Annotated in this window: 21 protein-coding genes; 11 read left to right on the forward strand and 10 right to left on the reverse strand. The window is 65.8% G+C overall.

Annotated elements, in window-relative coordinates:
* The first annotated feature begins 98 nt into the window (after nucleotides 1–98).
* Genes D8676_RS03235 through D8676_RS03245 form a run of 3 tightly spaced genes read left to right on the forward strand, consistent with a single transcriptional unit; the run spans nucleotide 99 to nucleotide 2508 of the window.
* Nucleotides 99–1094: an ABC transporter permease gene (locus D8676_RS03235; protein ID WP_121579372.1), complete on the forward strand. Its 996-nt coding sequence runs from the start codon at nucleotides 99–101 to the stop codon at nucleotides 1092–1094.
* An 8-nt stretch (nucleotides 1095–1102) separates the two neighbouring features.
* Nucleotides 1103–1873: an SDR family oxidoreductase gene (locus D8676_RS03240; RefSeq protein WP_121579373.1), complete on the forward strand. Its 771-nt coding sequence runs from the start codon at nucleotides 1103–1105 to the stop codon at nucleotides 1871–1873.
* A complete protein-coding gene (locus D8676_RS03245; RefSeq protein WP_121579374.1) occupies nucleotides 1870–2508 on the forward strand; it encodes a GNAT family N-acetyltransferase in 639 nt (212 codons plus the stop codon). Before D8676_RS03240 ends, D8676_RS03245 begins: the two co-directional genes overlap by 4 nt.
* Nucleotides 2509–2518: 10 nt before the next feature.
* Here the strand turns inward: D8676_RS03245 and D8676_RS03250 are convergent, their stop codons facing one another.
* Together D8676_RS03250 and D8676_RS03255 are read right to left on the reverse strand one after the other, a co-directional pair.
* Nucleotides 2519–4294 carry an NAD(P)/FAD-dependent oxidoreductase gene (locus D8676_RS03250; protein ID WP_121579375.1) on the reverse strand — a complete coding sequence of 592 codons (1776 nt, stop codon included), beginning with the start codon at nucleotides 4292–4294 and terminating at the stop codon, nucleotides 2519–2521.
* An 80-nt stretch (nucleotides 4295–4374) separates the two neighbouring features.
* Nucleotides 4375–5301, reverse strand: coding sequence for a MurR/RpiR family transcriptional regulator (locus D8676_RS03255; RefSeq protein ID WP_245426541.1), 927 nt, complete (start codon nucleotides 5299–5301; stop codon nucleotides 4375–4377).
* Nucleotides 5302–5589: 288 nt separating this feature from the next.
* Here D8676_RS03255 and D8676_RS03260 point away from each other — a divergent pair, with 288 nt between their 5' ends.
* The 5 genes from D8676_RS03260 (at nucleotide 5590) to D8676_RS03280 (ending at nucleotide 11048) form a co-directional block, all read left to right on the forward strand.
* Nucleotides 5590–6408 carry an ABC transporter ATP-binding protein gene (locus tag D8676_RS03260; RefSeq protein WP_121579377.1) on the forward strand — a complete coding sequence of 273 codons (819 nt, stop codon included), beginning with the start codon at nucleotides 5590–5592 and terminating at the stop codon, nucleotides 6406–6408.
* 7 nt (nucleotides 6409–6415) lie between these two features.
* Nucleotides 6416–7261 (forward strand): ABC transporter permease, encoded by an 846-nt coding sequence (locus D8676_RS03265; protein WP_121579378.1) that lies wholly within the window; start codon nucleotides 6416–6418, stop codon nucleotides 7259–7261.
* A gap of 70 nt (nucleotides 7262–7331) precedes the next feature.
* The gene (locus tag D8676_RS03270; protein ID WP_121579379.1) at nucleotides 7332–8495 is read left to right on the forward strand and encodes an ABC transporter substrate-binding protein; all 1164 of its coding nucleotides are present in this window, start codon (nucleotides 7332–7334) and stop codon (nucleotides 8493–8495) included.
* Nucleotides 8496–8575: 80 nt separating this feature from the next.
* Nucleotides 8576–9661 carry a Gfo/Idh/MocA family oxidoreductase gene (locus tag D8676_RS03275; protein WP_121579380.1) on the forward strand — a complete coding sequence of 362 codons (1086 nt, stop codon included), beginning with the start codon at nucleotides 8576–8578 and terminating at the stop codon, nucleotides 9659–9661.
* Nucleotides 9662–9836: 175 nt separating this feature from the next.
* Complete coding sequence (locus tag D8676_RS03280; protein ID WP_121579381.1) at nucleotides 9837–11048, forward strand: amidohydrolase/deacetylase family metallohydrolase; 1212 nt, start codon at nucleotides 9837–9839, stop codon at nucleotides 11046–11048.
* A 158-nt stretch (nucleotides 11049–11206) separates the two neighbouring features.
* On the opposite strand, the gene D8676_RS03285 is transcribed toward D8676_RS03280, so the two are convergent.
* The 4 genes from D8676_RS03285 to D8676_RS03300 are packed head-to-tail and all read right to left on the reverse strand — an operon-like array spanning nucleotide 11207 to nucleotide 14548.
* Entirely contained in the window at nucleotides 11207–12208 is a 1002-nt protein-coding gene (locus D8676_RS03285) for a Gfo/Idh/MocA family oxidoreductase (protein ID WP_183096952.1), read from the reverse strand.
* Nucleotides 12209–12219: 11 nt separating this feature from the next.
* The gene (locus D8676_RS03290) at nucleotides 12220–12999 is read right to left on the reverse strand and encodes an SDR family oxidoreductase (RefSeq protein ID WP_121579383.1); all 780 of its coding nucleotides are present in this window, start codon (nucleotides 12997–12999) and stop codon (nucleotides 12220–12222) included.
* Nucleotides 12996–14174, reverse strand: coding sequence for a hypothetical protein (locus tag D8676_RS03295; RefSeq protein ID WP_121579384.1), 1179 nt, complete (start codon nucleotides 14172–14174; stop codon nucleotides 12996–12998). The genes D8676_RS03290 and D8676_RS03295 overlap by 4 nt, the downstream gene beginning before the upstream one ends.
* Nucleotides 14175–14200: 26 nt before the next feature.
* Complete coding sequence (locus tag D8676_RS03300) at nucleotides 14201–14548, reverse strand: hypothetical protein (RefSeq protein ID WP_121579385.1); 348 nt, start codon at nucleotides 14546–14548, stop codon at nucleotides 14201–14203.
* Between the two features lie 264 nt (nucleotides 14549–14812).
* Here D8676_RS03300 and D8676_RS03305 point away from each other — a divergent pair, with 264 nt between their 5' ends.
* The 3 genes from D8676_RS03305 to D8676_RS03315 all read left to right on the forward strand — a co-directional run bounded on the left by D8676_RS03305 (nucleotide 14813) and on the right by D8676_RS03315 (nucleotide 17343).
* Complete coding sequence (locus D8676_RS03305) at nucleotides 14813–15757, forward strand: MurR/RpiR family transcriptional regulator (RefSeq protein ID WP_121579386.1); 945 nt, start codon at nucleotides 14813–14815, stop codon at nucleotides 15755–15757.
* 91 nt (nucleotides 15758–15848) lie between these two features.
* Nucleotides 15849–16931: an alanine racemase gene (locus D8676_RS03310; RefSeq protein WP_121579387.1), complete on the forward strand. Its 1083-nt coding sequence runs from the start codon at nucleotides 15849–15851 to the stop codon at nucleotides 16929–16931.
* A gap of 25 nt (nucleotides 16932–16956) precedes the next feature.
* Nucleotides 16957–17343: a RidA family protein gene (locus tag D8676_RS03315; protein WP_121579388.1), complete on the forward strand. Its 387-nt coding sequence runs from the start codon at nucleotides 16957–16959 to the stop codon at nucleotides 17341–17343.
* 30 nt (nucleotides 17344–17373) lie between these two features.
* Here the strand turns inward: D8676_RS03315 and D8676_RS03320 are convergent, their stop codons facing one another.
* From D8676_RS03320 to D8676_RS03335, 4 genes are read right to left on the reverse strand one after another with little or no spacing between them, the layout of a single operon-like run.
* On the reverse strand, nucleotides 17374–18498 hold the full coding sequence (locus tag D8676_RS03320) for a Gfo/Idh/MocA family oxidoreductase (protein WP_121579389.1): 1125 nt from the start codon (nucleotides 18496–18498) through the stop codon (nucleotides 17374–17376).
* Between the two features lie 57 nt (nucleotides 18499–18555).
* Nucleotides 18556–19476 carry a phosphotriesterase gene (locus tag D8676_RS03325; RefSeq protein ID WP_183096953.1) on the reverse strand — a complete coding sequence of 307 codons (921 nt, stop codon included), beginning with the start codon at nucleotides 19474–19476 and terminating at the stop codon, nucleotides 18556–18558.
* A complete protein-coding gene (locus D8676_RS03330; protein ID WP_121579733.1) occupies nucleotides 19473–20768 on the reverse strand; it encodes an FAD-dependent oxidoreductase in 1296 nt (431 codons plus the stop codon). The genes D8676_RS03325 and D8676_RS03330 overlap by 4 nt, the downstream gene beginning before the upstream one ends.
* Nucleotides 20769–20776: 8 nt before the next feature.
* Nucleotides 20777–21733, reverse strand: a complete 957-nt coding sequence (locus D8676_RS03335) for a phosphotriesterase (protein WP_210210694.1) — start codon at nucleotides 21731–21733, stop codon at nucleotides 20777–20779.
* Between the last annotated feature and the right edge of the window lie 88 nt (nucleotides 21734–21821).

The following is a 21821-nucleotide window of genomic DNA, read 5'->3' on the forward strand; positions in this document are numbered from 1 at the left end:
GTTCTCGCCGCCCGGAGCATCCCTCGTTTCTTCGTGATCCTGCTCATGCCGCGCGGCTTCCGCGCTGCCTCCGTCCAGTACTCGTCGCCGGATAGAACATGAACCCTCGCACCCGTCGCATCCTCGAGCTGATCCTCGACAACCTCGTCTGGTTCATGCTGCTGTTCGTGCTGGCGATCTTCTCGATCTTCATCCCGAACTATTTCCAGCTCGGCATCTTCGCCAACATCATCGAGGCGTCGAGCGTGCTGGGTGTCATGTCCATCGGCCTGGCGCTGGTGATCATAACCGGCCACATGGATCTGTCGGTCGAATCGGTGACGGCGCTCGGCGCCATGGCGGTCGGCATCCTGTTCTGCTCCGCCGGCATCGGCCTCGGCATCCAGCTGCATCCGGAATGGCTGATGGTGCCGGTCTCGCTGCTGGTCGCCATCTCCGTCGGCGCCCTGATCGGCGCGCTGAACGGCGTGCTCGTCGTCAAGCTGAACATGAGCGCCTTCATCATCACGCTGGCCTCCTACATCTGGGTGCGCGGCCTCGTGGTCGCGGTGTCCGGCGGCCGCTCGGCGCAGGATCTCGCCCCGGCGATTCGCTGGTTCGGCATCCAGCGGCTGTTTGGGCTGCCGCTCACCGCCTGGATCGCGATCAGCTGCTTTGTCATCTTCTCCCTGATCATGGCGAAGACGCCGTTCGGCCGGCATCTCGTGATGATCGGCGGCAACCAGCAGGCGACCTACCGCGCCGGCATAAGGGTGACGCGCAACCTGATCATCGCCTTCGTGCTCGCCGGCGCCATCGCCGGGCTGGCCGGGTGGCTGCTGACCATCCGCACCTCGGGCGCTACGGCAAACCTCGGCGTCGGGCTCCTGTTCAACGCATTCGCGGCGGTCGTCATCGGCGGCGTCAGCCTAAAGGGCGGCGTCGGCTCGCTGCCCGGCGTCTATGCCGGAGTGCTGCTGCTTTCCTCGATCAACACCGCTATCAACCTCATGGGGCTTCCGGCCAACTTCACGCAGGTCATCCACGGACTGCTGGTGCTGGCCGCTGTCCTGCTGGACACGCTGAAGCAGACCATTCGGCAAAGGCTCGCATAGGAACGGACATGACTGGAAGACTGGAAGGCAAGGTTGCCCTGGTGATCGGTGCCGCGCGCGGCATCGGCAAGGGGGTGGCGAAGCGTTTCGCCGAGGAAGGCGCCAAGCTGGTGCTGGCCGACGCCGACACGAAATACGGTCCCGCGACCGCTGACGAGCTAGGCGCCGTTTTCGTCCGTATCGACATCTCCAGGATGGAGGATGCCGAAACCGCGGTCGCGGTCGCGCTCGAGCATCACGGCCGGCTCGACATCATGGTGCAGAACGCCGGCATCTATCCCTGGCAGCTGATCGAGAACACGACGTCAGAGGACTGGGACCGCGTCATGGGCGTCAACCTGCGCGGCTCCTTCAACGCCGCGCGCGCCGCACTCGCTCCGATGAAGCGCCAGCGTTCCGGCCGCATGCTGTTCACCTCGTCGATCACCGGGCCGCATGTGACCAGCCCCGGTCACGGCCACTATTCGGCGACCAAGGCCGGCATCAACGGCTTTATCCGCGCCGCGGCGCTGGAGTTCTCCGGCTATGGCGTCACCGTCAACGGCGTCGAGCCGGGCAACATCCTGACCGAGGGCGTCCAGGAGCAGCGCGACGCCGCCTTCATCAGGAGCATGGAGGACGCCATCCCGCTCGGCCGCCTCGGCACCCCCCAGGACGTCGCCAACGCCTTCCTGTTCCTCGCCTCGGAGGAGGCGAGCTACATCACCGGCACCACGATCATCGTTGACGGCGGGCAGCTCCTGCCCGAGGGAGCCGACTTCCGCATCCTGCCGCCATGATCCTCGATTTCGGCGGCGGCTTCTTCCTGCGCCGGGCGACAAACGCCGACCATCCCGCCTTTTGCGCGGTGTGCGTGCGAACCGGCGACGCCGGCAAGGACGCCACGTCGAGGGAGGACGATCCGGAGCTGATGGGGCAGATCTACGCCGTACCCTATCAGGTGCTGGAGCCGGATCTGGCCTTCGCGATCGACAGCCCGGACGGCGTGGCGGGCTATCTTTTCGGCGCGCTCGACACCGCGTCCTTCAATGCGCGCCTCGCCTCCGACTGGTATCCGGCGCTGCGCCGGCGCGTCTCCGACCCCGGCTCCGACCGGTCGGCCTGGCGGGGCAGCGACTGGGTGCGGCACACCATCCATCATGCGGACCTCGGCATTCCGGAAGCGCTCGCCGCATATCCTTCGCACGGCCATATCGACCTGCTGCCGAAGGCGCGCGGGCGAGGCATCGGCCGCCGCTGCATGGGCTTCCTCGAGGAGCGGCTTGCCGCCGCCGGCTCGACCGGCCTCTTCCTCGACGTGCATCCGCGCAACGTCGAGGCCCAGCGTTTCTACGCGGCGCTCGGTTATGCGCCGGTGCCCATGCAGACCGCTTCGCCGATGTCGATTTTCATGGCGAAGAGCCTGCCGGCATGAAGGGCAGGGACTATAGCGGCGTCCGGTAGACGGGCGTCTCTAGCCCCTCGTACCGGGCCTTGAGCTGCAGTGCCAGGAACTTCGAGAAGAAGCGCGACAGCGCCAGATTGCCGCCGTGGAACCATAGTGCTTCCTGCGCAGTCGGCTTGTACATGTTGCGCAGCTCGCCGTGCCACGGACCCGGGTCGTTGCGCACGCCCGAGCCAAGGCCCCAGCAGGGACCGACCGCATCCGCCGTCTCGCGGTCGACGATCGCCGCCACCGTCTCGTGCATCGAATGGAAGCCGGTCGACTGGATGATGGCGTCGACCGGCACCTCGGCGCCGTCGGCGAAACGGATGCCGGTCGGCGTCAGCCGCTCGATGGGAACGCCGGCCTTCACCTTGATCTCGCCGGTTATGACGAGTTCCGAGCCGCCGACGTCGAGATAGTAGCCCGATCCGGTGCGGTAGGCCTTCATCATCTGGCCGCTTTCGTCTTCGCCGAAATCGATCAGGAAGCCGGAATCTTCGAGCCGCTTGTAGAAATCCGCGTCCCGCGCCCGGATCTTCTCGTAAAGCGCGCGCTGCGCCGGCGGCTGCAGGGCGAAGGGCGTCGCCGCCGCCATCATGTCAGCCTTGTCGACGTCGATGCCGGCGGCGTTGGCCGCCTCCGAATAGGTGTCGAAGGCAAGCTCCATGAGCGTCTCGGACCGCACCACTGTCGTCGGCGAGCGCTGCACCATGGTGACGTCGGCGCCGGCTTCCCACAGGTCGACCGAGACGTCGTGCCCGGAGCTTGCCGCGCCGATGACGGCGACCTTCTTGCCCTTGTATTTGCTGCCGTCGGAATACTGGCTCGAATGGAGGATCTCGCCCTTGAAGTCGGCGGCGCCGGGCAGTTCCAGGTAGCGGGGCGGGCCGTAGGCGCCGGTGGCGAAGACGATCTGCGCGGGCTGCAGCGTGACCGGCTTGCCGTCGCGCAGCAACTCCACCGTCCACAGCTTGGCGGCCGGATCGTAGCTTGCGCTCTTCACCTCGGTGGAGCCCCAGTAGTTGAGCTCCATCACCTTCACATACATCTCCAGCCAGTCGCCCATCTTGTCCTTGGGCGTGAACACCGGCCAGTGCTGCGGGAAGGGAATATAGGGCAGATGGTCGTACCAGACCGGGTCGTGCAGGACGAGCGAGCGATAGCGCTTGCGCCAGGAGTCGCCGGCCTTGGCATTCTTTTCCGCGATGACGAAGGGAACGCCAAGCTGCTTCAGCCGGGCGCCCAGCATGATGCCGCCCTGTCCGCCGCCGATGATCAGGCAGTAGGGCTGGCGGCTGGCGCCGAGTTCGGCCTCCTCGACGGCGCGACGCTCGGACCATGTCTGCCGGTTGCGGTCGGCGCCGTGGCGAACGCCCTTCGACCGGGATGGGCCGAGCGCCTCTTCAAATCCCTTGAGTTCCTGCAGCGTGGTCAGGATGGTGCGGCACTTGCCACCTTCCAGCCGGAATATGCCCTGGCCGCGTCCGACCGCCGTCTCGAAGTCGAACCAGCCTTCGATATTGCCGGGCTGGCCCGTCGCGCTGCTCAGCACGAAGCCGGTCGGCGCGGTCGCCGCCAGCGTGGCGTCCAGCATGGCCCTGATGGCGGGCTTGCCCTCCATCGTCTTCACGTTCCAGGTGAAGGCGACGAAGTCGCGCCAGTAGCAGTCCTCGGCGAACAGCTCCAGGATTGCGTCGGCGTCGCCGCCGGCAAGCTGGCGGGAGAAGCTGGCAAGCCATTCGGAGGCCTCGGGCGCAGGGGCGGTCTGGAGCATGGTCTGTCCTTATGTGATGAGGGCGGACGGTCCATAGCGACACGATCCGCAAGAAATGATTGACGTTCCGGACTCCGCGCTCAGTCGCCCAGCGGCTCGAGTTCCTTGCCCTTCCTGTGGGTCAATACGTTGTACTTGATACGGCGAAGCGTCTCCAGTGCGGTCGCGCCGAGCCGATAGCCGGCCGCGACCGAGACGAGATCGATGATGGCGAGAAAGGCGAAGCGGGACGCCGTAGGTTTCATCGTATCCGGGAATTCGGGGATGTCGACGGTCAAGCAGACGTCGCAGATCCGGGCGAGGTCGCTGTCGGGCGCGGTGACGCAGATGGTCTTGGCCCGGTAGTGCTTGGCGAGCGCCACCGCCTCGATGACCTCTCTCGTGCGGCCCGTGGCGGAGATGGCGATGACGAGATCGTTGGGTTTCAGCGTCGAGGCCGTCATGCGCATGACATAGGGGTCGGAATAGGCAGACACTACGACGCCGTAGCGGAACAGGCGGTATTGCGTCTCCTGCGCCAGAGCCGCCGAACTGCCGCCGAGGCCGAACACGGCGACCTGATGCGCGCTGGCGACGAGGTCCGCGGCCTTGACCACTTCTGCGGCGTCTAGCTGGCGTTCAACCGCGTTCAGCGCGCTGCGCGCCTCGGCGAAAACCGTGTTCCAGAGCGGCGAGGCGTCTTCGGTCGGCACCACGGGCTGGCCGGCGGTCAGGTACATGCGGCCGACGACCACGGACTGGGCGAGCTTCAGCTTGAAATCGCGCACGCCCTCGCAGCCGATGGCGCGGCAGAAGCGGGTGACGGTGGGCTCGCTGACGTCGGCGCGGCGGGCGATCTCCGCATTGGAGGCGTCGACACAAAAGGCGACGTCGGCCAGCACCGCGTCGGCGACGCGCCGCTCCGCCGGTCGCAGCTCGCTGTAGGAATCCTTGATCTGCGAAAGGATGTCGGGAATGGGCTTTCCGTAACCGGCGCCTGGCGCGCGTTCGTCGCCTTCGTCCGTCACGCTTCTCCCCAAACCATGGGCCGAATGGATTTCTACCATGCTCTATCCGCCCGCTTCGCCGCAGGAGAGCGCCCCAGCCTTCGATTTGCTCGTCCGGCCATCATTCGCGGCAGAATGTAGGAAACTTACACACTTGGCAAGTGGCAGAATTCGGCGTTTTGCAGACATTTAGAGCTGGGTAACGTAACTTTCGAAAAGCCTTCTTGACTCGGCAAGTAGGATAGTTACAAACTCGATGAGAGGCCGGAAAGAGCCTTCGCCAGACGAATTCAACCAGCGCGAGGGGCGATGGACGGTCAGAACAATCCGAAGCTCAGCGTGCGCGGCGCGACCAAGGTCTATTCGACCAGGTCCGGCGACCTTGTCGCCATCGACCGCTGCAGCCTGGACGTCAAGGCCGGCGAGATCGTCTCGATCGTTGGTCCGTCTGGCTGCGGAAAGACGACGCTGCTCTGGTCGATGTCGGGGCTCCATCCCCTGAGCTCGGGCGAGGTGCTGCTCGACGGCAAGCCGGTGAAGGGGCCGAATCCCGAAATCGGCATGGTCTTCCAGGAAGCCACCCTGCTGCCCTGGCGCAACCTCGATTCGAACATCCGCTTCCCCTTCGAGATCAAGGGCAACCGGCCCGACGAGGCGTGGATAGGCGAGCTTCTGCACAAGGTCGGCTTGGAAGGATTCGGTTCGCGCTTCCCGCGGGAGCTCTCCGGTGGCATGCAGCAGCGCGCGGCGCTCGTGCGCGCTCTCTCCTTCAAGCCCTCCGTGCTCCTTATGGATGAGCCGTTCGGCGCGCTCGACAGCTTCACCCGCGAGGAGATGAACCGGCTGGTCGAGCAGATCTGGCTCGAAACCCAGACGACCATCGTGCTCATCACCCACTCGATCGAGGAGGCGATCTTCCTCTCCGACCGCGTCATCGTCATGAGCGCGCGTCCCGGCCGCGTCGCCAAGGAATACAAAGTGCCGTTCCCGCGTCCGCGCTCCTTCGAGATCATGTCGACCAAGGAGGTCTTCGATCTCACCAACGCCATCAAGCTCGAGATCGTCGGCGACCAGAAGAGCCGCTTTGCGCAGCAGGCCTCCGACACGATCCAGCCGGCAGCCGAGTGAGGATATCGTGAGCGACGCCGACGCAATCCCCGAATACAAGTCCAAGCCTGGTGCCAGCGACGATGTCGGCATCACCAACCTGTCCGCCTTCTCCTCCGGCCCTGGCATCAAGTCGATGGCCGAGGTGCTGGCGATCGTCGCCGTCGCGGTCGTCCTGATAGGCGGCGCCGAGTTCCTGCTCGGCTTCTTCGAGGTGCCGCAATACGTGCTGCCCAAGCCGAGCGAGATCGCCATGGCGCTGGTCGGCGACTTCCACCTGATCCTGCCGCATCTGGGCTATACGCTGGTCGAGCTGCTTTCGGGCTTCGCCATCGGCGCCGCCGTCGGGCTGGTGATGGCCGCGGTGATCACGCAGTTCCCCTTCGTCGAGAAGGTGGTGACGCCCTACATCCTGCTGCTCGTCACCACGCCCATGCTGGCGCTGGTGCCGCTGCTCATCCTGCGCTTCGGCTTCGGCTTCACGCCGCGCATCATCGCGGTCGCGCTCGCCGCCGGGCCGATGGTGATGATCAACGCCGCCACCGGCTTCCGGCGCGTCGACCGCGCCAAGATCGCGCTGGCGCGCTCCTACGGCGCCTCGACCCTGCAGATATTCTGGAAGATCCGCGCGCCGATGGCGCTGCCGATGATCCTCGTCGGCCTGATGATAGGCTCCATCTTCGGCCTGCTCACCGCGGTCGGCGCCGAGATGGTCGGCGGCGGCTTCGGGCTCGGCAACAGGCTGACGTCCTATTCCTCGATGATCCAGATGCCGCAGTTCTTCGCGGTCGTCTTGATCCTCTCCATATTGGGCATCCTCATCTACGTCCTCTTCTTCTTCATCGGGAAGAAGTGGGCGAGCTGGGAGGCCTGACGACCGCCGCCGGTCGGAGGAAATGACCGACGGCACCTAGGGAACCAGAACAACTCAATGGGGTGATTCCATGACCACGATTTCCCGGCCAGGCGGCATCAGCCGCCGTACCTTCCTGCAGGTCTCCGCCGCTGGCGTCGTGACCGCCACGGCGCTCGGTCGCCCGAGCGTCGCGAGCGCCGAGGCCTATTCCAAGTTCACCTGGATTTCGCCGCGCGGCACGCTGGAAGTGCTCGACGACTATCCCTACTGGATCGGCAAGAAGATGGGCTACTTCTCGGATCTCGGCATCGAGACCGACATGCAGCCCGGTCCGTCCGACGGCACCGCGACGGTCAAGTTCGTCGATGTCGGCCAGGCCGACATGGGCTTCCCGTCGCCGGGCGTCTTCTCCTTCGCGCTCGAAAACGACATGAAGCTGAAGTCCGCCTTCCACATGGGCGCCAAGGACACGTTCAGCCTGGCATTCCGCAAGGGCGAGGGCACCAACGACCTCAAGACGCTGGAAGGCAAGACCATCCTGCTCGGCTCGGCCGCCTGGCAGTCGATCGTCGACCCGATGCTGGCCGTCCAGGGTGTCGACGTCACCAAGGTGAAATATGTCGAGGCCGGCTGGCCGACCTGGGGCACCGCGCTGGCCGCCGGCCAGGGCGACGCCGCGCTGTCGTGGGAAGGCCTGCGCGCCGAGTGGATCGGCAGCAAGCTGGAGTTCGAATACTGGCTCGGCGTGCAGCACTCGCCGCTCTTCGCCAACACCTTCGTCGTGCGCGCCGCCGATCTCGAGGATCCCGACAAGAAGGCCTTCCTCGACAAGTATCTTCGCGCCTGGGCGATGGGCCTCGAGTTCGGCTACCAGAATCCGCGCGCGGCCGTGGAGGCGGTGTTCGAGCAGTTCCCGACGCTCGCCACCAATATCGGCCCGGAGCTGGGCACGACCTCGATCCTGCAGCAGATCGCCGTCTTCCGCGGCGACATGGACAAGCGCAAGGGCTGGGGCGACCACGACATGACGGCGTGGCAGACCTTCTTCGACAAGATCCACGAGCTCAAGCAGATCTCGAAGCCGGTCAAGGCCGAGGACGTCTGCAGCAACGACTGCGTTGCGGCCGCCAACGACTTCGACCATGCCAAGGTCAAGGCCGACGCCGACGGCTACAAGCTCAGCGACGCCTTCGCGGCGATCGATGTCGAGAACGTCAAGGCGCATCTCTACGATCAGGCCGTGCCCGGCTGAGGCGAAGCTCATAATCCCGGCGCGGACGGGGCCTAATATCCGTCCGCGCCGACTGAAACACTGCAAGTCGGGAGGGCTCGATGCCTGATAAAGTCAAAGTGCTGGTGGTGGGTCTCGGCAATATGGGCGCCTCTCACGCCAGCGCCTACCACCGCAATCCGGGGTTCGAGATCGTCGGGCTGATGAGCCGCTCGATCAAGTCGAAGAAGATCCCCGACGAGCTCGCCGGGTACCCGCTCTTCGAGGATTACGACGAGGCGCTGAAGGTCGCCAAACCCGACGCCGTGTCCATCAATTCCTGGCCGAACACCCATGCCGAATATGCGATCAAGGCGATCAATGCCGGCGCGCATGTGTTCATGGAAAAGCCGCTGGCGACGAACATCGCTGACGCCGAAGCGGTGGTGAAGCTCGCACGCGAAAAGAACAAGAAGCTGGTGCTCGGCTACATCCTGCGCGTCCATCCGTCCTGGGTGAAGTTCATCGAGCTCGGCAAGACGCTCGGCAAGCCGCTGGTCATGCGGCTGAACCTGAACCAGCAGAGCAACGGCCCGGCCTGGAGCTGGCACAAGAACCTGATCGACAGCCTGATCCCGATCGTCGACTGCGGCGTGCACTACGTCGACGTGATGTGCCAGCTCACCGAAGCCAAGCCGGTGCGGGTGCACGGCATCGGCGCCAAGCTGTGGGCGGAAGCCGACAAGCCGAACTACGGCCATCTGCACGTCACCTTCGACGACGGTTCCGTCGGCTGGTACGAGGCCGGCTGGGGTCCGATGATGAGCGAGGAAGCGTTCTTCGTGAAGGACGTGGTCGGCCCGAAGGGCGCCGTCTCCATCGTGCCCGGCCATTCGGAAGGCAAGGACCAGCTCGCCGACGTCTCCGATTCCGCCGACATCGACCGCCACACCAAGACCGACGCGATCCGCTATCACCATGCCGAGGTCGGGCCGGACAAGAACTTCGTCAAGAAGGACGAGATGTTCAACATGACGGACGAGCCCGGCCACCAGGAGCTTTGCGACCGCGAGCAGGCCTTCTTCCTGAAGGCGATCCGCGAGGATCTCGACCTCACCGAGTCGATGGATGCGGCGGTGAACAGCCTGCGCATCGTGCTGGCGGCCGAGCAGTCGATCAACGAGCAGCGCGTCGTCGAGCTGGCCTGAACCGTGGTTAGGGCAATTCCAGCAAAAGCGCGCCGCGCTTTTTGCGTCTGGAATTGCGTGAGAACTGAAGAACTGGAGATGCCCGGTGATCCGTTTCGCCGGGCATCTTTGAAAGCGACATGCGGCGTGGGCATCAGGCCCGCCTCGATGCCGGGTGACCAACCGGAGAATCCCGATGAGTGAAGCGGCAGAAGCGCGGGGCTACGATCTCGTCCTGAAGGGCGGGCGCGTGCTCGACGAGCGCAACGGCGTCGACGGCGTCTTCGACGTCGCCGTCAAGGCCGGCAGGATCGCCGCCATCGGCAAGGATCTCGCGGCCGGCGCGCGCCGGGTCGAGGATGTCGGCGGTGCGATCGTCGCGCCGGGCCTCATCGACATACACACGCATGTCTACCACAAGGCCACGTCGCTCAGCGTCGATCCAGGCTTCATCTCGCGCCGTTCGGCCACGACGACCCTGGTCGACGCCGGCAGCGCCGGCGCCGGCAACTACGACGGCTTTCGCGACTATGTGATGGCGCAGTCGCCCTACCGCATATTCGCCTTCCTCAACATCTCGTTCCCCGGAATCTTCGGCTTCGACAAGGACGTGATGATCGGCGAGGCGACGCTGCGCGAGATGCTTCCGGTCCATCGCTGCGTCGCCAAGATCGAGGAGAACCGCGACCGCATCGTCGGGGTCAAGGTGCGCATCGGCGGGCCGGTGACGGGCGAACTCAGCCTCGGCGCGCTGGAACTCGCTTTGGAGGCCGCGAACGCGGTCGGCCTGCCGCTGATGACGCATATCGGTACGGCGCCGCCGAGCTACGCCGACGTCGTCTCGATGCTGCGGCCGGGCGATATCCTCACCCACTGCTTCCGGCCGGCGCCCAACTCGGCCCTGAACGCCGATGGGACGGTGCTGAAGGCGGTGCGCGACGCGCGCGAGCGTGGCGTCCTGTTCGACATCGCCCATGGCATGGGCGCCTTCGGCTATGAGACGACGGAAGGCGCGCTCGGCCAGAACTTCCTCCCCGACCTGATCTCCTCGGACGTGCATGTGATCGCGGTCGAGGGGCCGGGCTACGATCTCCTCCACACGATGAGCAAGCTCCTGAACTGCGGCCTGACCCTGCCGCAGGTGATCGGCATGTCGACGAGCCGGCCGGCGCTCGCCATCCGCAGGCCGGAGCTAGGCCATCTCGGCGTCGGCGCGCCGGCCGACATCACCGTGCTGAAGCAGGTCGACAGCGACTACGTGTTCGAGGATGTGACCGGTGCGAAAAGGCAGGGCACGACCCTGCTGCAGCCCGTCGCGGTCTATCTTGAAGGCAGGCAGATGGAGCTGGCGCGGCGACCCTTCGAAGAGCCCTTCATCGGCTCCTGCGGGCACGACCACCGGCACTAGAGCATTCCAGAAAAAGTGCGCAGCGGGTTTGCGTCCGGAATTGCGTAAAAACAAATAGATAGAGCGGTTCCGCGATTCGGAGATAGGCGGAAACGCTCTAGCCGGGGTCGCGCCGCTGCGGCGTCGAGCGGCGGCCAGCGCCGCCGCCCTTCGGACAGTCAGCCGATCTTCACCACATTGCCGGTGCGTGCCGATTCCTCGGCGGCGAGCGTTGCTTCGAGCGCGGCGGCCGCATCGTCTGGCTTGCCGATCTCCGGCTTGCGGCCGGCCAGCGCGCAATTGGTGAAGTAGGTGAATTCGTCGCGCAGCGCGCCGCCGCGAACGCCCTCGAACATCGGCCAGTAGGTCGTGTCGGGGCTGTGCAGCCTGCTGGCGTCGACGATGCCGAGATTGGGGAACGTGTCCTGTACGTGGATGATCCCCTCGGTGCCGATGATCGACATGCGCTCGTCGATGTCGAACGGCGTCTTCTCAGGCATGCACCAGACCGTCTCCAGCGTCGCTGAGGCGCCGCTCGCGAAGCGGTACATGGTCTGGCCGATGTCGGGGTGCTTCAGCCCGCGCACGTCCACCGTCTGCGCATAGGCCGAGACGATGCGCTCGCCGGTGAACCACAGCATGATGTCGGTGTCGTGGATGGCGTCGCCGACGATCGGGCCGATCTTGTTGAGGATCTCCGGCGTCCAGGCCGCCGGAATGTTGCGCCGCGAGCTCAGCGCCACGATCTTGCCGATGCGCCCGGCGTCGATCGCCTCCTTGGCCATGCGGTAGCGCGGGTTGAAGCGCACGATGTGGCCGATGAAGAGGATGCCCTTCGCGTTCTTCGACGCGGCGACGATCTTCTGCGCATCCGCGACAGTCGAGGCAATCGGCTTTTCGAGGAAGACGTGCTTGCCGGCCTCGAGGGCGGCGATCGCCGGCTCGGTGTGCTGATCCCACATCGTGCAGATGGAGACGGCGTCGATCTCGGGATCGGCGAGCAGTTCGCGGTAGTCGCGGTAGAGCTTCTTCACGCCGAACTTCTTGCCCTGCTCGGCGAGCCGGCTTTCGGTGCGCGTGCAGAGCGCCGCGAGTTCGAGATTGGGTATGCCCTTGATGGTCTCGGCATGGATTTCGCCGAACCAGCCGAGGCCGATGACGCCGATGCGCAGTCTGTCCAATGTCGCCTCCCTCAGAAGTCCTCGAGCGTCAGCTCGCGTGCCATGACGATGTTGCCGGCGGTCAGCCCGCAATCGACCGGGATCGCCGCGCCGGTGACGGCGCTGGCCGCATCCGACGCCAGGAACGCGATGACGCGCGCCACCTCGTCCGGCTCGACAATGCGGCCGAGCGGATACCAGCGCTCCAGCGTCTTCAGCACCTCAGGGTCCTTCGCCTTGCGCTCGTCCCAGATCGGCGTGCGCACGGTGCCGGGCAGCACGATGTTGGCGCGGATGCCGTAGCGGCCATATTCGAGCGCCAGCGCCTTGGTCATGGCGATCATGCCGGCCTTGGCGGCGCTGTAGGCGGGGTCACCCAGCGCGTGCAGTCCGTTCACCGAGCCGACATTGACGATCGAGCCCGACCGCCGCTCGACCATCTGCGGCAGCACCGCATGGGCGCAGGCATAGGCGCCGTTGAGATTGGCGTTGACGTCCGCTTCCCAGCCCTTCGGGTCGGTGACGGAAAGGGTGGGATAGCGCGACACGCCGGCATTGTTGATCAGCACATGCACGTCGCCGAAGCCGGCGAACGCCTGTTTCACCTCGTCGGGCGAGCCGATGTCGGCCAGCGCGGCCTTGACCGTGATCCCGTCCTTGCCGAGCGACTGCTTCAGCTCCAGCACCTTGTCGTTGCGGTCGACGGCGGCGATCGTCGCGCCTTCCGCGCCGAAGAAGCGGCAGAGCCACTGGCCGATACCGCCGGCCGCTCCGGTGATGGCGACGGTCTTTCCTGCGAATGCGCCGGTCATTTTCCGTCCCTCAATGCATCGCCTATCCAGGCCAGGTTGGCGCGCCTCAGATGCCCCCAATTGTAGAAGGCGAGTTCGCTGACGCCGCCAGCCCGCAATGCCTCGATGGCGGCCAGGAATTCTCCCTTGCTCGCCAGATCGGGATAGGCCGGCCGCAATATGCCGCGCAGCTTGGCTTTGTCGCCGAGCCGCCGCCTGAGATCGAAGAGATCGGCTTTCACCCGCGCCGCGCCCGGCTCGTAGAAACAGGCTTCGATGCGGTCGGCAATCCCGGCCAGCGCCTTGAGGTCGGTCCCTTCATACCAGGCACCGCCGGTCGGCCGCGCGACCGACGGAATGACCGAGACCGTCACCTCCCTGCGCACCGCCGCGCGGATTTCGGCGATCAGCGAGGTGACGGTCGCCGAGCGGTAGTCCAGATAGCGGCGCATCTCGCCGTTTTCGACCACATCGGCGGTCCAGAAAGCGTCGGCCATGTCGTCGGGAAGGTCGACATCGCTGTCGAGATAGGCGGTGATTTCCTCCGCGACCTTGGTCTTCAGCCGCTTCGCGTCGATGCCCACCTTCTCCGCTCCGGCGACGCAATGCTCGCAGAAGCAGAGGCCGAGCTTACCGTCCAGCCAGCGGTTCGGCTTGTTGAGCGCGAATTCGTGGTGATAGCCGTGCGCATAGGGCGTGAAGCCCGGCGCTTCCAGCGACAGGCCCGAGACCTGGTAGCTTTCCGTCACATCCTTCGCCAGCCCGACCGCATAGGCGCGCGCGGCCGGCGCCGACGGACAGAGATTGTAGTAGTAGGGATCGCCGAAGGCGTTGCGGACGACAGCGTCGGGATGCGCCATGCCGAGCAGCGTGTTGTGCAGCAGCACCAGCCAGACATTGACCTGCATGCCGCCGGCGTCGGTCAGCTCGCGCAGCACGTCCTGCTTTTTGAGCAGGCTGTTGGCGACCGGCTTGATCGCGCCGTAGCGGGACGGGTCGGCGTTGAAATAGACCGTGCCGTCCTCGGGGAAATAGACCTTGCCACTCTTGCCATGCGGCCGCAGGAACTTGCCGGCATGATAGCTGCCGGCGATGGTGACGGTGTCGAGCCCTAGCGCGCGGAACTCGTCTAGCGCGGACGCGACGCCTGTCTCCGCGATGTCCCAGGCATAGGTGTAGATCGCCTTGTAGCTCATGTCGTGCTGCTCATGATTTCCGCGATTCAGTTCTCGAACCAGCCGTCCTTCAGGTAGCGCATGTACTCGAACACCATGCCGTGCTTCTTGACGAACACGACTTCGAGGAAATCGCCGACGATGAAGGGCGGGATCAGGATTTCGACGCCGGGGGCGGCCAGATGCGGCGAGAGGTCGTCGACCCTGTAGGCCACATGCGGATTGTCGCGCACGAAAGCCGGCACGGTGCTGTCGGGCTCATAGCGCAGGAATTCGATGTGCTCGGGATGGTTGCGCGGATTGGTTACCCAGATGCGGCTCTGCTCGACCCAATCCTCCTGCGGCTGCGGCTCGGTCGTGGTGATTCCGACGTGATCGAACACAAACGTGGACATGACTGGCATACCCCTCCCGGCAGCGCGATGGTGGCTGCTCTTTCAGCCATTTTCTGAAACTATGTTACAGAATTGACGGGCTGGCAACAGCAAATTTGTCTCTGCCGGATTAGCCACAATTGTTGAATTGTTTGGATTTTGGTCCGGCATTGTATCTCTGTATGCCGCCTTGGCTGGGTCAAAGAGCCTTCTTGCCAGTCTCGAAAAATCCTGTAATTAAATTTCAGTCGTCTCAAGCATCAGGCGGACGGCGGAAGGTTCTCCATGGCAGGTCCAAGATCTCCGCGCAGGGAAATCGACGAGCCGCCGATCGATCTCGTCTCGCGGATCGAGCGGGTCGAGGCACGGCTGTCGCCGGCGGAGCGTCTGGTCGCCGCCGCCGTTCAGCAGGATTATGAGGCGGCGACGCGGCTGACCATTGCCGAACTCGCCGAAAAGGCCGGCGTCAGCCAGCCTTCCGTCACCCGTTTCTGCCGCTCGGTCGGCTGCGCTTCCTTCGGCGATTTCAAGATCCGCCTCGCCACCACGCTGACCGTCGCCGCCGCCTATCTGAAGACGGACAGGGTTTTCGCCGACGATATCGGCCAGCTCGCGCAGTCGGTCATGATGCGCGCGGCCAATGCCGTGCGCGCCGCGCTTGACCAGCTTGACACCGCCGCCCTCGGCAAGGCGATCGACGCTGTCGCCGGCAGCCGGCGCGTCGACATATATGGCCAGGGCGGCGGCTCGGCGGCCATGGCCGAGGACGCCAAGCTGCGCCTCTTCCGGCTCGGCCTACCGGTCGCCGCCTATGTCGACGGCCACCAGCAGCGCATGTCGGCCGCCACGCTGCAGCCGGGCGATGCAGTGCTCGCCATCTCCAACAGCGGCAGTTCGCGCACCGTCGTCGAGGCGGTGAAGATCGCCACCTCCTTCGGCGCCACCGCGATCGTGCTCACCCGGCCGGGCACGCCGCTCGCCGATGCCGGCACCATCGTCATCCCGATGACCATCGCGGAAGACGACAACGTGCTCGTGCCGACGCCGTCCCGCTACGCCCACATGGCGGTCGTCGACACGCTCGCTACCGGCGTCGCGGAACGCCTCGGCGCGCGTGGCCGCGAGGCGCTGCGGCGGGTGCGCTACACGGTCGCCAGCATCGGCATCGCCATCCCGACGCCGAGCACCGATCCCAGCGCCGTCATGCAGGGCAGGGACACGCATGAGTGACGGCCCGGCCACCGCACATTCGCATCTTCATTTTGCCGCGTCGTCCGTGCGGCAGGCTTGACATCGTCCTCCGACAGGGCTGGAGACGGGAATGGACAGGAGGAATGACGCCATGCAGCTAGCCGCCGATCTCGACACGCCCGCCGTGACCATTGACCTTAGCAAGCTCCAGAAGAACATCGCGCGCGCCCAGCGCCTGGTGTCCGAGGCCGGCAAGCTCAACCGCCCGCACATCAAGACCCACAAGATACCCGACATCGCCGCCATGCAGGTGAAGGCCGGCGCGACCGGCATCACCTGCCAGAAGCTCGGCGAGGCCGAGGTCTTCATCGACGCCGGCGTCACCGACGACATCCTGATCACCTTCAACATCGTCGGCGCCGCCAAGACCCGCCGGCTCGTGGACTTGGCCCGGCGCGTGAAGCGGCTCGCCGTGGTGGCCGACAACGAGACCGTGCTGCAGGGCCTCTCCGAGGCTGCGCGCGGCAGCGGCGTCGACCTGCCGGTGCTGATCGAATGCGATGGCGGCTTCGGCCGCAACGGCGTGCAGACGCCCGACGCCGCACTCGATCTCGCCCGCCTCGCCGACAGGCTGCCCGGTCTCGTCTTCGAGGGGCTGGCGGTCTATCCGAACAATGCGCTCAACACCAAGCCGTTCTTCAGCCGCGCCATCGAGCTGTTCAAGGGCGCCGGCGTCCCGTTGCCGGTGCTGTCGGGTGGCGGCACTGCCGCTCTCCTGACGCTCGCCGACTATCCCATGATGACCGAGCACCGCGCCGGCACCTACGCCTACAACGATGTGATGACGGTCGAGTCCGGCGCCGCCACCTGGGACGACTGCGCCATGCATGTGCGCGCCACCGTGGTCAGCCGCCCGACCGAGGACCGGGCGATCATCGACGCCGGCTCCAAGGTGCTGACCCGCGAACAGTATTTCGTGAAAGGGTTCGGCCGCATCGTCGAATATCCGGAGGCCGCCATCGCCAACCTCTCTGAGGAGCACGGCATGGTCGACCTCTCCGCCTCGCCGCGGAAGCCGGAAGTGGGCGAGGTGATCAGCATCATTCCCAACCACTGCTGCGTCGTCTCCAACATGGTCGACGAGGTCTACGGCCTGCGTAACGGCGCGGTCGAGGTGGTCTGGCCCGTCGCCGCCCGCGGCAAGGTCAGGTAGAAAAGTCAACAACGGAGAACATCAGATGACGATCGAGCGTTTCGGGCCACCCACCACCGGACCTGGCGGCCGCGCCGTGCCTTTCACCAAGGCGGTCCGCGCCGGCGATTTCGTGTTCGTGTCCGGCCAGGTTGCGATGGGGCCGGAGGGCGAGATCGTGCATGGCTCGATCGTCGAGCAGACCCACCAGACGATGGCCAACGTCAAGGCGATCCTCGCCGATCTCGGCCTTGGCCTGGAGCATGTCGTTAAGGCGACCGTGTGGCTCGCCGACACACGCGACTTCTGGCCCTTCAACAAGATCTACAACGAATATTTCGGCGCCGCCCTGCCGGCGCGTTCCTGCGTGCGGGCCGACATGATGGTCGACTGCAAGGTCGAGATCGAGGTGATCGCTTACGACCCGAAATAGGCTGCCGTTCCGGCAGCGACGGTCGCGCGCTCAGACGCGCGACTGCACCTCCACCATCTTCCCGTCGCGCTCGGAATCGTACATGGCGCTGAGGATGGTGATCACGCCTTCCGCTTCTCGGATCGACTGCGCATTGTCCGTATCCCAGCGGCGCACCCGCGCCAGCATGTTGTGGACCTCGCTGCTGTAATTCTCGTCGACCTCCAGCGAGTTGCCGACCACGCTCGCGCTGAGTCCGCTCCATTCGTGCCAGCCGGGCTGGTAGCCGGCTTTTGCGTTGCGGACGTAGAGCCTGTAGGCCGGCGGCGTCAGCGCCACGTGCAGCGTGCCGTTGGCCCCGTAGATCTCGATGCGCCAGGCCTCGACCCAGGGGTGCGCCTCCCAGCCGGTCATGTCGAGCGTGACGATCTTGTCCGCGTAGCGCAGGATCGCCGCGCCCGCATCCTCGTGCACGAGCCCGCCGATCGGCATCTCGACCGTCACGTCGAGCTGCGACAGCGTATCCTTCTTGAAGCCGTGCGCGGTGACGCTCTCGCCTTCGGGCAGCTTCAGCATCAGGCTGTTGACGTGCTTCGGGATGCCGAACAGCGAGACGATCATGTCGACCGCGTGGCAAGCGTCCGTGTACATCAGCCCGCCGAGGTCGTCGGGCTGGCTCTGCCAGATCTCGCGCGAGCCGCCGACCGGCGTCGCCGCATGCACGCGCGCCAGCGTCACCGGCCCGAGCACGCCTTCCGCGAGGATGCGGCGCGCATGCCGGATCGCGGAATTGTCGTGCATCATGTAGCCGACCTGGAAGGGCACCGGCTTCGCCCGCACGCCGTCGATCAGCGCCCGCATGGCCGGCAGGTTCGCCGCGCCCGGCTTTTCCAGCATGATCGCTTGGCCGCGCTCCAGCGCCTTGGCGACGTAACCGGGATTATCCTTCTCCCAGCCCTCGATGACGGCGAAGTTCACGCCGGGCTGATCGAGCAGTTCGTCCGCGCTGCCAAACGATTTGAGGCCGCAGCGCTCCTCAATGCCGGCGGCAATGGCCGGATCGGGATCGTAGCAGCCGACCAGTGTGACGTCGGGCTCGCCGCGCAGGATGTCCACGCGCGGAAAGATATGCGGATGCGTGCACCCAACGAATGCGACCCCGATCCTGTCGACCATCTTGAACGATCCTCCCGATATTTTCAGTGGCGAATTCCGGCGGGTGCTTTCCTCCGCTCAGGAGAGCGGATCGAAGGCGAAGAGCCGCCGCGGATTGTCGCGCAGCATGCTCCGGTAGACGTCGGGCCCGATCCCTTGCTCCGCGAACTTCCTGGGCAGTTCCGAAAGGAAATAGCGGTAGCCCGGTCCGCCCTCCCAGGCGGTGAGATAGGAGCGCCGGGCGAGGTCGCCGCTCACCATGATCTGGCCGCCATGGCCGTCGGCGATGAGCCGTGCGATCAGCTCGATACGAGCGGAATCGGCGAGGTACTTGGCCTTGGAGAACTGGTCGAAGCCCATGAACACGCCGCTCGCGGCGAGCTCGCGCAGATAGGCGAGGTCGGGTTTGAGGTCGAGATGGCCGACCAGGATGCGGCCGGCCGGCACGCCGAGCCCGGTGAGCAGCGCGATCTGGCCGTCAGCCCAGGTGCCTTTTTCGGTATGGGTGCTGATCGGCGCGCCGGTCGCCGCATGCGCCTCGGCCGCCGCCTCGAACACGCGCCGCTCATTGGCGTTCGGCCCGTCGAGGCTCGAGGAAGCCTTGATCAGTCCCGCGCGGACCCCGGTGCCGGCTATGCCTTCGCGCACCTCGGAAGTCATCCAGGCCGCGATCCCAGCGGTCGTCATCTCCGCGCTCAGCCGGTCGGCAAACTTGCCCTTGTTGAAGCCGGTCGCGGCTATCACGTGGACGCCGGCGGCCTTCGAGATGCGGGCGAGTGCGGCCGCATCGTTGCCGTAGTCGCGCGTCGTCATGTCGACCACCGCGCCGCCGCCCGCCTCGCGGAAGGAGATCAGCTCGGCGGCCGACTTTTCCTCGTCGTCGAGGCGCAGGTCGGGATCGGTGACGTCCTCGGGCGGCCGCGCGAAGACATGCTCGTGGCCAAGCGTGAGGCCGAGCTCTTCGGGTGCGATGTCGCCGAGGACGGTGCGGACGATCACAGGATCGCTCCCGCCTTTCTGAGGTCGGCGCGCAGCGCCTCGGCCGGCACGGCGACGGGAGGAACGCCGTGTTCGACCGAGAGCGCTGCGGCCGTTCCGGCCGCTTGCCCCATTGCGAGGCATTGGCCGATGGAACGCACGCTCGCATGCGCGTCGTGCGATGCGCTGAGGCAGCGCCCGGCAACCAGCAGATTGTCGACGCCGACCGGCACCAGCGCGCGATAGGGAATTTCGTAGGTCTCGCCGTCGGGAAGGTATTCCCAGCGCGTGTCGCCGCTGGCGTGGTGCTCCTCGATAGGCGCGCCGCATTGCGCGATGGCGTCGGGGAATTTCCGCGCCGACAGCACGTCCTCGCGCGTCAGCCAGTATTGGCCCTTGATGCGGCGCGTCTCGCGCACGCCGATCTGGATCGACAGCCCGCCGAGGTCGGCCTTCTCGTAGCCGGGTATCTTGTCCCTCAGGAAGCGCACATATTCGAGCGCCTGCGAGCGGCCCTCGCGCTCGGCCGCGGTCAGCGCCTCGACATCGGTTCCGTCGACGCCGGCGACGCGCGTCATGTTGGTCACCATGACGCCGGGCAGCGGCGTGATGTGCGCGCTGCCTTCCTTGCGCGGCAGCCTGTAGTTGCCGCTCTCGCGCTGCATCAGCGCCCACATCTCGGTCTTCGGGAAGGCGGTGGCGCGACCCACGTCGACATTGATCATCTTGAAGGTGGTGGTCAGCGACTGCGCGATGCCGAGCGCGCCGGCATCCTCGAAGGGTGCCCCGGCGCGGAAGGCGACATGCGCGTCGCCCGACGCGTCGACGACGCATTTAGCCCGGATGGCGCGCGGCCCCTTCGGGCTGCCGACGACCACCGTGGCGACGCTCTCGCCATCCATCGCCAGGTCGATGAAATGGGTGTGCAGGAAGAGGCGGACGCCGGCATCCGCCACCAGCCCGTCCCAGACCACCTTCAGCACTTCCGGATCGTAGGTGTAGCCGGCGCCGGCGCCATAGGTGTTCGGGCGCTTCATCAGCATGCCATGCCGGTCGAGGCCCTCGATCACCAGGTCGGGTATGCCGCCGACCACCTTGCGCTCGGTCGTGCCCGGCGTGAAGAAGCCGTAGAACGTGTCGAGCACCATCGCCCCGGTGCCGCCGAGGAAGCCGTATTTTTCGACCAGCACCACGTCCGCGCCCTTGCGCGCCGCAGCGATGGCCGCCGCCGAGCCGGCGCTGCCGCCGCCCACCACAAGCACGTCGCACTCCGCGACGAGAGGAACATCGATCTCATAGCGAAAACTGGTCATGCTCATACTCAGGTGAATGCGAATGCTTTTTGCGGGTTCTTGACGAAGAAGAGGTCGAGCAGCGCCTCGCCGTCGAGGCCTGCCTCGTCAGCTTCCTCGACGAAGCGCGAGCGCCATTTCTCCAGGATGAAGGCCATGCCGAGGCCGCCCTTGCCGTAATGGCGGAACATCGACTTTCGGGCGATGTCGCCGCCGATCATGACCTGTCCGGCATGGCCGCGGCGGCAGAGGTCGATGATCAGTTCGCTGCGCACCGATTCCGGGTAATATTTCACCCGCGTGATGCCGTCGAAGCTCATGAAGGCGCCGCTGTCGGCGACCTTGCGGATCATCCAGGGATCGGGATTGCGGTCGAGATGCGCGATCGTCAGCCGCGTCGGGTCGACGCCTTCGCGTCGGACGATGTCGAGCTGCTCCAGCGCCATCGTGCCAAGCTCGGTGTGCGAGTGGACGGGCGCGCCGGTTTCCTTGTGGGCGGCGAGCACGCCGACCATCACCTTCTCCTCGAGCGGCGAGATGGTGTTGTAGCCGGTGCCGAACTTGACGACGCCGCAGCGTATGCCGTCCTCGCCCGTCTCGACATCGGCGGCCGTCATGGCGCGTATCTCGTCGACCGACATGCCGTCCAGCCATGCCCCGAAGGTCTTGTCCTTGCCCGGCATCTTGCCCGGCCACATGATCTCCTTGTTGAGGCCGGCGGTGCCGATGATGTGCACGCCGGTCGCTTCGGAGATGCGGCGCACGGCGGCGAGGTCGCGCCCGTAATCGATGGCGGTCGCGTCGTAGATCGCCTGTCCGCCGGCGGCGCGGAACGACTTCACCTCGGCCAGCGACGCGTCGAAATCGTCGAGCAGCAGGTCGTCGTCCTTCTTCTCCTTCCACAGCGGCGGCGTGCAGAAGATGTGGTCGTGGCAATAGGTGACACCGAGCTCCTCGGGCGCGATGTCCCCCAGAAGCGTTCTCACGAACGGCATTTCCGCCGACTCCTCGTTGGTCCGATTCTCCAGTCGAAAAGTAGCATAACACCTATTGACTATTTGACTAGTCATTAGT

The organism is Mesorhizobium sp. YM1C-6-2, assembly GCF_003666685.1.
Lineage (GTDB): Bacteria > Pseudomonadota > Alphaproteobacteria > Rhizobiales > Rhizobiaceae > Mesorhizobium_K.